The sequence below is a fragment of the Pseudoclavibacter sp. 13-3 genome, from assembly GCF_021168475.1.
Lineage (GTDB): Bacteria > Actinomycetota > Actinomycetes > Actinomycetales > Microbacteriaceae > Pseudoclavibacter_A.
In genome coordinates this window covers 555,043-565,868 of record NZ_JAJOZT010000001.1, presented here as the reverse complement: position 1 = coordinate 565,868, position 10,826 = coordinate 555,043, and the positions used below count along the sequence as shown (strand labels likewise).

The window sequence follows — 10,826 nt, the reverse complement described above, 5'->3', positions numbered from 1 at the left end:
GCCTAGTGGCAGCGCTTCGTCGCCGGGATGCGCTGCACCGCCGGCGAGATCTCGGCGAGCACGCTGTTGCCTGACACCGCAGTCGAGTCGATGACCAGCTCGGTCGCCGGGCTGCGCCCGTAGGTGGTGAAGCGATAGGTCGGGTCATCGGTGTCGTCGACGAGCCAGTCGACGTCGTCTACGGTCACGCAGCTCTGGCTGCTCACCTCGGGTTCGATGACTCCGCAGCTCAGCAGAATGCTCGCGGGCCTGCCCCAGGCCCCGGTCGCCTGCGCATTGGTGCGGCGCTTCTGCTGCTCGCCCAGCGTCGGCGGCAGGCGAACGATGATCTCTGCGCACGCCGGGTCATCGGCTCTGGGCGCGGGCTCCATCGGAACGGTACCGGTGCATCCGCTGAGCGCCGGCGTGAGCGCGGCGATTGCGCAGGCCGGCCCCAACACGGTGATCATGGGCCGGCGACGCGAGCGAACGACGGGCGCACCCGCAGTCGGCGCACCGCGCACGGCTGACGAATCGACAGCGGCAGCGGACGAGTTCACACGACGTACAGGCACCCTCTCAGCCTACCCGTGCATCCTGGGACTCGCCGAACCACAGCACCGTCTCGCCATAGCGCCGGGGCGGCTGCCCGATGTACCCGCTCGGCCAGTGCAGATCGGGCGTTCGCGAGCTGCGCTCGATCACGATGTCGGCCAGTGGCGAGAGCGCCGGTAGCAGGTCGACGAGGAGCGTCTCGAGCGTGCCGGTGCTGACCTCATAGGGCGGATCGACGAAGACCAGGTCGAAGTGCTCAGCCGGTGCACCCGGCAGCCAGCTCTGCACCCGCTGCTCGACCACGGTGATGCGGGCCGGGCGCACCGAGGCCTGAGCGAGCGCGTCGCCGACGGCCTGCGCGTTGCGCCGGGCGACGGATGCGGCGGTGCGGCCCGCCTCGACGGCGACGAGTTCCTCGGCACCGCGTGAGATCGCTTCGAGACCCAGCGCTGCCGACCCGGCGTACAGGTCGAGCACACGCAGGTCGGCGAAGTCGAGCCGCGCGTCGAGACGCGAGAAGAGCGCCTCTCTGGTGCGACCCGTGGTGGGGCGGGTGCGCGAATCAGGAGTCGCGAGAGAGAGGCCTCCGGCGATGCCGGCGATCAGACGAGTCATGCGGTCATTGTGCCACGGCGAGTGTCACCGGGGCCTCTACACTGAGAACATGCCTGCAGACGCGCTTGAGATCCCGCTTGAGCGGGTGCTCGGCGCGAAGACCGCGCGAGCGCTCACCCGTGCATACGCGGTGCGCACCGTCGGCGACCTGCTGAGCCTCTTTCCGCGCCGGTACGCGCATCGTGGCGAGCTCACCCCGATTCGGCTGCTGCACCCCAGCGAGCAGGTCACGATCGTGGCCGAGGTGGTCGAGACGCGCGAACGGGAGATGCGGGCGCGCCACGGCAAGATCACCGAGGCCCGTATCACCGACGGTCACGGCTTTCTCACACTGACCTTCTTCAACCAGCCATGGCGCACCGCCGAGCTGCAGCCGGGCGCACGCGGCGTGTTCTCCGGGCGAATCGGGGAGTACCGCGGCTCACTGCAGCTCGCGCACCCCGACTACGAGCTCTTCGCCGCCGAACCGGCAGACACCGCAGACGCCGCAGAGGCCTCCACAATCGACGAAGCCGCCGAAGACCAGGCTGACGCCTGGGCCCGGCAGCCGCTGCCGATCTATCCCGCCACGTCGACGCTGCCCAGCTGGAAGACCGCGAACAGCATCGCCGTCGTGCTCGAGGGGCTCGCCGACCTGCCCGAACTTCTGCCCGACGACGTGCGTCGTCGACACAGGCTGCTCGATCGCCGAGCCGCCTTCGAAGCGGTGCACCGCCCGAAAGACGACGGGCAGCTGCGTCGCGGTCTGCGTGCGGTGCGCTTCGAAGAGGCCTACGTGCTGCAGACCGCACTGCTCAGGCAGCGCGCAGAGCTCGAGGCCCAGCACGCCGAGGCGTTTCCGCACCTGCCCGGCGGCATGGTCGACGAACTCGACGAGCATCTGCCGTTCGACCTCACCGCCGGCCAGCGGGACGTCGGCGAGACCATCAGCGCCGAGCTGTCACAGGCGTCGCCCATGAATCGGCTGCTGCAGGGCGAGGTGGGCTCGGGCAAGACCCTCGTCGCACTGCGCGCCATGCTGCAGGTCGCCGACGGCGCCGGGCAGGCGGCGCTCATCGCTCCGACCGAGGTGCTCGCCACACAGCACTTGGCGAGTCTGCACGGCATGCTCGGGCATGACCTCTGGCAGCGGCTCATGCCGCAGCTGATCACCGGCAGCCTGCCGGCAGCCCAACGTCGTCACGCGGCGCTGGCGGTGGCCTCCGGGCGCTCGCGGCTGATCGTCGGCACGCACGCGCTGCTGAGTGACAGCACTCAGTTCGAGAACCTCGCTCTGGTCGTCGTCGACGAGCAGCACCGCTTCGGCGTCGAACAGCGTGAGGCTCTGAAGGCCAAGGGCGTGCAGCATCCGCATGTGCTGATGCTCACGGCCACGCCGATTCCGCGCACGGTCGCCATGACCGTCTTCGGTGACCTCGACATCTCGTCGCTGCATGAACTGCCGGCCGGGCGTCGACCGGTGGCGAGCTTCGTCGTGCCGCTCTCTGAGAAGCCCGCCTGGATCGAGCGCGTCTGGCAGCGTCTGGCCGAAGAGGTCGAGAAAGGCCGGCAGGGCTACATCGTCGCACCGTTCATCGACGATGCCGAGGTCGGCACAGCCGGCGCGACCAGCGCATCCGGCGTCGACACGGCCATCGGAGCCCCAGGCATGTCGGCGCAACGCTGGAGCGTCGATCGCGTGCTGCGCGTGCTGGCCGACCACCCGGCGACCAGACACCTTCGCGTCGCCGCGCTGCACGGTCGCATGAAGCCCGAGGAGCGCGAACAGGTCATGCGCGATTACGTCGAGCGCCGCCTCGACGTGCTGGTGGCCACGACGGTGATCGAAGTCGGGGTGAACGTGCCGAACGCCAGCGCGATGGTGGTCTTCGACGCCGACCGCTTCGGCGTGGCTCAGCTGCATCAGCTGCGCGGGCGCGTCGGCCGCGGCGAGCATCCGTCACTGGCGCTCTTCGTCACGACCGCCGCAGAGGGCACGCCGACCCGTGCGCGCATCGACGCCGTCGCGAACACGACAGACGGGTTCGAGCTCGCCGAACTCGATCTGAGTCTGCGACGCGAGGGCGATGTGCTGGGCGCCACACAGTCGGGCTCTCGCTCGCAGCTGCGCGCGCTGCAGGTCACTCGTGACGCCAAGATCATCGAGCAGGCCCGCGAGGCCGCTCACGAGCAGCTGCAGGCCGGGGAGCCACTGCCCGACGCGCTTGAACGCGCGATCCGTGCTGCGGTGACCGAGACCGACGAGCACTATCTGAGCGCATCGTAGCGACGTTGAGCGTCTCGTCTCGTCGCCATCGGTCTGCCGAAGAGCTGAGCCGCGAACCTGAGCGGCGTGCCCCGGGCAAGACGCCGAGACCGTGCATGTCGGCGGGGCAGCGTACGCTGTTGCCATGACCTCGACTGCTGTCTGCCCAGGCTCGTTCGATCCCGTGACCCTCGGCCATCTCGACGTGTTCGCGAAGGCCGCGCGCATCTTCGACGACGTCATCGCGCTCGTGGTGCACAATCCCAAGAAGAATCCGGCCTTCTCGCTGCAACAGCGCGTCGAGTTTCTGCGCGCAGCACTCGATGAGGCCGGTCTGTCACGGGTGCGGGTTGACACGCTCTCTGAGGGGCTGCTCGTCGAATACTGTCACCAGCAGCAGGCCAATGTCCTGGTCAAGGGCATTCGCGGCGATCTCGATGTGAGCTACGAGACGCCGATGGCCATCGTGAACCGCAACCTCGGCGCCGTCGAGACGGTCTTCCTGCTGCCCGAGCCCGAGCACTCACACGTCTCGAGCTCGCTGGTGCGCACACTCGCCGGCTTCGGCGGCGATGTCTCGCCCTACGTGCCCGAGCCGGTCGCTCGGCACTACCGCGAGCATCCGAGGCAGCAGTGAGACGCTTCGAGGGCGCTGGCAGAGACCCGCGCACACAGACGAGTCTGCCCGGCGAAAGGCACCGGTGAGCAGACAAGACGGCTCGCACCGTCGCGTCTCAGACGTGTCGGTCGACGACGGCACCGCACATATTCTGCACATCGACATGGACGCCTTCTTCGCGAGCGTCGAACTGCTCGAGCGCCCCGATCTGCAGGGCCTGCCGGTCATCGTCGCTCACGACGGCCCGCGCTCCATCATCACAACGGCCACCTACGAGGCTCGTCGATACGGCATCCACTCGGCGATGCCGCTGGCCCGCGCTCGGCAGCTCTGCCCGCGCGCCGTGCTGATCGAACCGCACTTCGAAAGGTACCGCACCGCGTCGGCCACGGTCATGCAGGTGCTGCAGCGCTTCACCCCGCTGGTCGAGCAGGTCAGCGTCGACGAGGCCTATCTCGACGTGCGAGGTGCGCAGCGGCTGTTCGGTTCGGCCGGTCAGATCGCCGAGCGCATTCGCCGCGAGGTGTTCGCCGCCACCGGGCTGCACTGCTCGGTGGGCGTCGCCACGGCGAAGTTCGTCGCAAAGCTCGCCTCGGGCATGGCGAAGCCCGACGGCATGCTCATCGTGCCCGCCGGCCAGACCCTGGCCTTTCTCGCGGCGCTCGAGGTCGGCGCGCTGCCCGGAGTGGGCGGCCGCACCGCCGAGAGGCTGCGGCGTCTGGGGCTGATGACGGTCGCCGATCTGGCGCAGGCCCCCGACCAGGTGCTCATGCGCGCCGTCGGCATCGCCCAGGGCACTCGCCTGCGCGAGCTCGCCCACGGCCGTGACGGGCGACTGGTCACCCCGGGCCGCGTCGAGAAGTCGATCGGCCATGAACGCACCTTTGACGACGACCTCGACGCGGCGACGGCCGCCGGTCGCGACCTGCTGCGGGCGGCCGTGCTCGACCTCGCCGAACGCACCTGCGCCCGCGCGCGCCGACATCACACAGTGGCACGCACGGTGGGGATCAAGGTGCGCGATGCCGCATTTCACACGGTGACGCGCTCGCAGACGCTGCGCGAGCCCACACAGACCGGCCGAACGGTGTTCGAGACGGCCTGGCGTCTCTTCGACGGGTCGGGCATGGCCAACAGTGCCATTCGACTGATCGGCGTGCGGCTCGAACAGCTCGGGCCGGTCGGAGCCGACGGCGCCGAGACCGCACTGTGGAGCGACGACGACCACTGGCGTGCCACCGACCAGGCGGTGGACGCCGTGGTCGACCGGTTCGGCCCCGGTGCGGTGCGCCCGGCCCGTCTGATGCGTCGTGACGAGCCGACGGGCGGCCACTGAGCGAGGCGGCCGGCAGAACCCCGCTTCTTCGCCAGAGGTGCAGGAATGCGATTCTTCTGGCGGCAACACCGAACTCGGGAGTGGTGCGCTTCGGGTGCTGCGCTAGTCTGGCTGCTACCCATCACGGTGTGGTGCGGGGAGCCGGACATGTCTCTGACGGCAATGGGGCCGTTCGACGTTCGACATGAGCCGGTTTCGGGCACCGCTCGGCACCGTGGAGCGCTCAACGAGGAGGGCCCATGAACGAACCAGCACCGGCGACGGCTCAGATCAATCGCATCTTCATCACCGATCAGCACGGCGTCATCGAAAGCCACCATCTCGATCTCGTCGATCGGTTCCCGCCGAGCACGGCGTTCGCCGCGCAGGCGAACTATGCTGCCGACGTCTACCGGCAGGCAGAGGCCGACCCCGAGGCGTTCTGGGCCGACCGCGCTCGTGAGCTGCACTGGCACAAGCCCTTCACCCGCACCCTCGACTGGAGCAGCCCGCCGTTCGCGAAATGGTTCGACGACGGCGAGATCAACGCCTCGTACAATGCGCTCGACCGGCATGTGATCGCAGGCACCGGCGACCGAGTCGCGCTGCACTGGGAGGGAGAGCCGGGCGACCGGCGAACGATCACCTACGCCCAGCTGCTCGACGAGGTGAAGCGCACGGCGAACGTGCTCACCGAGCTCGGCATCGGGCAGGGCGACCGGGTCGCAGTGTATCTGCCGATGATTCCCGAGACCGTCGCGACACTGCTGGCCATCGCCCGGGTCGGCGCCATCCACTCGGTCATCTTCGGCGGGTTCAGCGCCGACAGCCTGCGGGCCCGCATCGACGACTGCGAGGCGCGCCTGGTGGTCACCGCCGACGGCGGCTGGCGCAAAGGCCGCGTCTCACCGCTGAAGCCCACGGTGGATGCCGCGCTCGGCCTGTACCCGGAACGGCGGCACAGCGTCGAACACGTGCTCGTCGTGCGTCGTGGAGGCAACGACGTCGACTGGACGGACGGACGGGATCTCTGGTGGCACGACACCGTCGCCACGGCATCCGCCGAACACGAGGCACAGGGCTTTCCCGCCGAGAACCCGCTCTTCATTCTCTACACGAGCGGCACCACGGGTCGCCCCAAGGGCATTCTGCACACCACGGGCGGCTATCTCACGCAGACGTCGTTCACGCATCGGGCCGTGTTCGATCTGAAACCCGAGACCGACGTGTTCTGGTGCACGGCCGACGTCGGCTGGATCACCGGGCACAGCTATCTCGTCTACGGTCCGCTGATCAACGGCGCCACACAGGTGATGTACGAGGGCACACCCGAGACACCGAGCTGGGGGCGCTGGTGGCAGATCGTCGAGCGGTACGGGGTGACCACGCTGTACACCGCGCCGACGGCGATTCGGGCATTCATGCGGGTCGGGCGACAGGTGGTGGTCGATCACGACCTCAGCAGCATCCGTCTGCTGGGCAGCGTGGGCGAGCCGATCAACCCCGAGGCCTGGCTCTGGTATCGCGAGGTCGTCGGGTCGAATGCGGCACCGATCGTCGACACCTGGTGGCAGACCGAGACGGGAGCGATCATGGCGTCGCCGCTGCCCGGTGTCACGACCACGAAGCCGGGCAGTGCGCAGCGGGCGGTGCCCGGCGTCAGCCTCGGCGTGGTCGACGACAGCGGTGCCCCGGTGGGTAACGGCGACGGCGGGCTGCTCGTCGCCAACCGGCCGTGGCCCTCGATGCTGCGCGGCGTCTGGGGCGACGACCGACGCTATGTCGACACCTACTGGGCGACGTTCGGCGACCGATACTTCGCCGGAGACGGCGCCCGATACGACGACGACGGCGACATCTGGCTGCTCGGCCGGGTCGACGATGTGATGAACGTCTCTGGGCACCGTCTGTCGACGGCCGAGATCGAGTCTGCGCTGGTGGCCCATCATGCGGTCGCCGAGGCCGGCGTGGTCGGGGTGGCCGACGAGAACACAGGTGAGGCGGTCGTCGCCTTCGTGGCGCTCAAGCGCAACCAGCAGCTGGTCTCGGCGGCGGATGCGCCGGCTGAGCTGCGGCAGCACGTCGCGCAGCAGATCGGTGCGATCGCCCGGCCCAAGCGGGTCTACATCGTGAACGACCTGCCGAAGACGAGGTCGGGCAAGATCATCAGACGCGTGCTGCGCGATCTGGCCGAGGGCCGGCCGATCGGCGACACCACGACGGTGGCCGACCCCAAGGTGATCACCGCGATCGCTGAGCAGGTGCAGGCGACGAACGGCTGAGCGCCGCCGAACGGCTGCGTCGCCCTGGTCTAGACTTGGGCACCATGGCGAACCCCTATCTCATCAACGTTCATGACCTGGTCGGCAAGCCCGGCGCGATGCGCAGCCTGCAGGTGACGGTGCCTGCAGAGGCCGATCTGGGCGTCGGCCTGGCACGGGTGGCCGAGGGGTCGCCCATCGAGGCAGACCTGCGTCTGGAGTCGGTGCACGAGGGCATTCTCGTCACTGCCACGATTGATTTCGCAGTGGTGGGGGAGTCATCGCGCACCCTCGAGCCGCTGTCTTGGCGTGACGAAGTCGAATTTCGCGACCTTTTCGCGTATCCTGATTCAGAAGCAGCTTTAACACGCGATGACGGCGACGGCGAGATCCAGGTTCTGCAGAACGAACATGTCGATCTCAGCCAGAGCATCCGCGATGCGATCGTTCTGAATCTTCCTCTGAAACCAGTGGGAGACGAGCCTGCTGCCGAGATCTACTCCATCGGAGACCCGATCGAGCCTGCTGTCGCAGACGAAATCGATCCACGGTGGGCAGATCTGGGTAAACTGGCTCAGTTACCGAACGACGCGTCGTCGTCGCGTGCCGATTCAGAGAAGGAATGATCGATCATGGCAGTGCCCAAGCGCAAGCTCTCACGCAGCAACACCCGTAGCCGCCGCTCACAGTGGAAGGCCGAGGTGCCCAACCTCGTCAAGACCGTCGAGAACGGCAAGGTCGTCTACAGCCTGCCGCACCGTGCGAAGGTCGTCGAAGACTCAGCCGGCACCCCGCTCTACTTCGAGTACAAGGGTCGCAAGGTCGCTGACGCGTAGTCATACGCGGAGCAAGCGGTGAACGAGAGCGACAAAGCCGAGCTGCTGGAGCGGCTCGATGTGCAGATCGACGAGCCCTATCTCACGCGTGCGCTGACCCATCGGTCGTACGCGTTCGAGAATGGCGGTCTGCCGACGAATGAGCGCCTGGAGTTTCTCGGCGACTCCGTGCTGCAGCTGGTCGCGACAGACCTGCTGTTCCACGAGTTCCCCGACCTCTCTGAGGGCGAGCTGTCGCGGCGTCGTGCTGCGATCGTCAGCACCAATGCGCTCTCGTTCATCGCAGAAGACCGCGGCATCGGCGGCTACCTGCTGCTGGGCCGCGGCGAAGAGCTGACCGGCGGCCACCACAAGGCATCACTGCTGGCCGACATGGTCGAGTCTCTGATCGGCGCCACCTACCTCACCGGCGGGCTTGCGCAGGCGCGACCGTTCGTGCTCTGCCTGCTCTCACCGCTGCTGCCGCGCATTGAGACGCTGGCCGCACGCATGGATCCTAAGACCACACTGCAGGAATCCGCGTCAGAACACGGTCTGCCGTTTCCCGTCTACACCGTCTCGTCGACTGGCCCCGACCATGAGCGTCGTTGGGCCGCGAGCGTGCACTGCGGCGACGCGGTGAAGGGCGACGGCGAGGGCACCAGCAAGAAGCAGGCCGAGATGGCCGCGGCGTTCAACGCCTGGAAGTGCATCACCGACGCCGAGCTCAAGAAAGCGGATGCCTGAGCTTCCAGAAGTCGAGACGGTTCGCCTCGGCATCGAGCGTCTGTTCGCCGGCCATCGAATCGATGCGGTTCGCGTCTTCGACGAGCGTTCGCTGAAACGGCACCCGGGCGACAGCCAAGACTTCGTCCAGACGTTGGTCGGCGCACGCCTCGGCCAGCCGCAGCGACGTGGCAAGTTTCTCTGGATTCCGCTGGAACTCGCTGGCGCATCCTCAGCCGAATCGACCCCGCCACCCGCGCTGCTGGCGCACTTGGGCATGAGCGGGCAGCTGCTCGCCCACGACCTGCTGGCCGACGCGCCGCCGCTGCGGCACGAGCGCATCCGCATCGACACAGTCGACGAGCCGGGTCGACACCGCGAACTGAGCTTTCACGATCAGCGTCTCTTCGGGGCTCTGGCGGTCGACGCCCTCGTCGCCGATCGGTGTGCGCTGCGTGATCTCGTGCCGCAGCAGGCCGCGCATATCGCACCCGACCCGCTCGAAGCCGGATTCGATCGTGCGCGGCTGGCGCGCAGCATCCGCCGTCACCGGTCGGCGGTGAAACGCGTGCTGCTCGACCAGACCACCGTCTCGGGAATCGGCAACATCTATGCCGATGAGTCGCTCTGGGCGGCGCGGGTGCACCCCGAGCAGCCGGCCGACTCGCTGAGTCAGGCGCGTGCGCTGCGTCTGGTGGATGCGGTGGTCGCGGTGCTGCGTCGGGCGGTCGCCGTCGGCGGCACGAGTTTCGACGAGCAGTACAAGCACGTAAACGGGGAGTCGGGGTACTTCGCCATCGAGCTCAATGCCTACGGGCAGAGCGGGCAGTCGTGCCCGAGGTGCGGTCGGCCGATCAAGCGCGTGGCGTTCATGAACCGCCATTCGCATCTGTGCACCTACTGCCAGCGGCTGCGGTGAGTTCTTGCGCGGGAGTGGCTGGGTCTGGGTCTGGTGAGCTTTTGCCTAGGAGTGACAGCCCCTTCGGTTTTCAGCGCGAGAGTGACAGAAGCTGGCACTGCTGCGCAGATCAGTCACTTTTTGCGCTGCTGAATCTGACTCCGCTGCAGCATCTTCACACCACGAGGAACGCTATGAACGACAACGCTGAGAACCACGACCACGACCACGTGCTGCGCATCGCTGCAATCGTGCTCAACGACAGTGCCGGCCGCACACTGCTCGTGCGCAAACGAGGCACGACCGGGTTCATGCAGTGCGGCGGCAAACTCGAACCTGGCGAGACACCACTGCAGGCAGTCGTTCGCGAGGTCGGGGAGGAGCTGGGCCTGACCCTCGACCCAAGCGATCTCGAACATCTCGGGCGATTCGACGCTCCCGCACTGAACGAGGATCGCACACGTGTCGACGCTGACGCCTACTTCGTTCGAACGCCGTTCGTCGAGGCTGGAGTTCTCAGCGCGCATCGGGAGATCGCTGAGGTCGTCTGGGCCGATCCGGCACGGCCGGGTGTAGAGGTCGCTCCGTTGAGCCGCGATGTGCTGCTGCCGATCGCAGCCGAGCGCGCTGGCCAGCGACCACATGCCAGGACGAACACGCTGTGATCTGAGGGTCTGTGTTCGTAGGCTCTCGCAGGTAGCGCCTCTCAGACAGCGTGCAGCCAGTCAGTCTGGCAGTTATCCACACCCCCGAAAGCCGACGCTGCGCCTCGTCGGTAGAGTTGCGAACAGACTGCAG

11 protein-coding genes are annotated in these 10,826 nt (G+C 67.7%); 9 read left to right on the top strand and 2 right to left on the bottom strand.

Annotated elements, in window-relative coordinates; translation table 11 throughout:
- Window positions 1–2 precede the first annotated feature (2 nt).
- Both LRX77_RS02485 and LRX77_RS02480 read right to left on the bottom strand, forming a co-directional pair.
- Window positions 3–554, bottom strand: coding sequence for a DUF3515 family protein (locus LRX77_RS02485; RefSeq protein ID WP_231831262.1), 552 nt, complete (start codon window positions 552–554; stop codon window positions 3–5).
- Window positions 555–558: 4 nt separating this feature from the next.
- Entirely contained in the window at window positions 559–1,149 is a 591-nt protein-coding gene (locus tag LRX77_RS02480) for an RsmD family RNA methyltransferase (RefSeq protein ID WP_231831261.1), read from the bottom strand.
- Between the two features lie 49 nt (window positions 1,150–1,198).
- Between LRX77_RS02480 and LRX77_RS02475 the strand changes: the two genes are divergently transcribed.
- The 9 genes from LRX77_RS02475 to LRX77_RS02435 all read left to right on the top strand — a co-directional run bounded on the left by LRX77_RS02475 (window position 1,199) and on the right by LRX77_RS02435 (window position 10,693).
- Window positions 1,199–3,415: an ATP-dependent DNA helicase RecG gene (locus LRX77_RS02475; RefSeq protein ID WP_231831260.1), complete on the top strand. Its 2,217-nt coding sequence runs from the start codon at window positions 1,199–1,201 to the stop codon at window positions 3,413–3,415.
- 124 nt (window positions 3,416–3,539) lie between these two features.
- Complete coding sequence (gene coaD / locus LRX77_RS02470) at window positions 3,540–4,031, top strand: pantetheine-phosphate adenylyltransferase (RefSeq protein WP_231831259.1); 492 nt, start codon at window positions 3,540–3,542, stop codon at window positions 4,029–4,031.
- Between the two features lie 64 nt (window positions 4,032–4,095).
- A complete protein-coding gene (gene dinB / locus LRX77_RS02465; RefSeq protein ID WP_231831258.1) occupies window positions 4,096–5,349 on the top strand; it encodes a DNA polymerase IV in 1,254 nt (417 codons plus the stop codon).
- 239 nt (window positions 5,350–5,588) lie between these two features.
- On the top strand, window positions 5,589–7,610 hold the full coding sequence (acs, locus tag LRX77_RS02460) for an acetate--CoA ligase (RefSeq protein WP_231831257.1): 2,022 nt from the start codon (window positions 5,589–5,591) through the stop codon (window positions 7,608–7,610).
- A 44-nt stretch (window positions 7,611–7,654) separates the two neighbouring features.
- Window positions 7,655–8,215 (top strand): YceD family protein, encoded by a 561-nt coding sequence (locus tag LRX77_RS02455; protein WP_231831256.1) that lies wholly within the window; start codon window positions 7,655–7,657, stop codon window positions 8,213–8,215.
- Between the two features lie 6 nt (window positions 8,216–8,221).
- Window positions 8,222–8,425, top strand: coding sequence for a 50S ribosomal protein L32 (rpmF, locus tag LRX77_RS02450; RefSeq protein WP_158031007.1), 204 nt, complete (start codon window positions 8,222–8,224; stop codon window positions 8,423–8,425).
- 18 nt (window positions 8,426–8,443) lie between these two features.
- The gene (gene rnc / locus LRX77_RS02445; protein ID WP_231831255.1) at window positions 8,444–9,151 is read left to right on the top strand and encodes a ribonuclease III; all 708 of its coding nucleotides are present in this window, start codon (window positions 8,444–8,446) and stop codon (window positions 9,149–9,151) included.
- Entirely contained in the window at window positions 9,144–10,049 is a 906-nt protein-coding gene (gene mutM, locus LRX77_RS02440) for a bifunctional DNA-formamidopyrimidine glycosylase/DNA-(apurinic or apyrimidinic site) lyase (protein WP_231831254.1), read from the top strand. Before rnc ends, mutM begins: the two co-directional genes overlap by 8 nt.
- A 173-nt stretch (window positions 10,050–10,222) precedes the next feature.
- Window positions 10,223–10,693: an NUDIX hydrolase gene (locus tag LRX77_RS02435; protein ID WP_231831253.1), complete on the top strand. Its 471-nt coding sequence runs from the start codon at window positions 10,223–10,225 to the stop codon at window positions 10,691–10,693.
- Window positions 10,694–10,826: the final 133 nt, after the last annotated feature.

Coding starts and splice junctions, on each gene's coding strand:
- coaD (WP_231831259.1), top strand. CDS start 3,540: ATGACCTCGACTGCTGTCTGCCCAGGCTCGTTCGATCCCGTGACCCTC.
- LRX77_RS02455 (WP_231831256.1), top strand. CDS start 7,655: ATGGCGAACCCCTATCTCATCAACGTTCATGACCTGGTCGGCAAGCCC.
- LRX77_RS02435 (WP_231831253.1), top strand. CDS start 10,223: ATGAACGACAACGCTGAGAACCACGACCACGACCACGTGCTGCGCATC.
- rpmF (WP_158031007.1), top strand. CDS start 8,222: ATGGCAGTGCCCAAGCGCAAGCTCTCACGCAGCAACACCCGTAGCCGC.
- acs (WP_231831257.1), top strand. CDS start 5,589: ATGAACGAACCAGCACCGGCGACGGCTCAGATCAATCGCATCTTCATC.
- mutM (WP_231831254.1), top strand. CDS start 9,144: ATGCCTGAGCTTCCAGAAGTCGAGACGGTTCGCCTCGGCATCGAGCGT.
- LRX77_RS02480 (WP_231831261.1), bottom strand. CDS start 1,149: ATGACTCGTCTGATCGCCGGCATCGCCGGAGGCCTCTCTCTCGCGACT.
- LRX77_RS02475 (WP_231831260.1), top strand. CDS start 1,199: ATGCCTGCAGACGCGCTTGAGATCCCGCTTGAGCGGGTGCTCGGCGCG.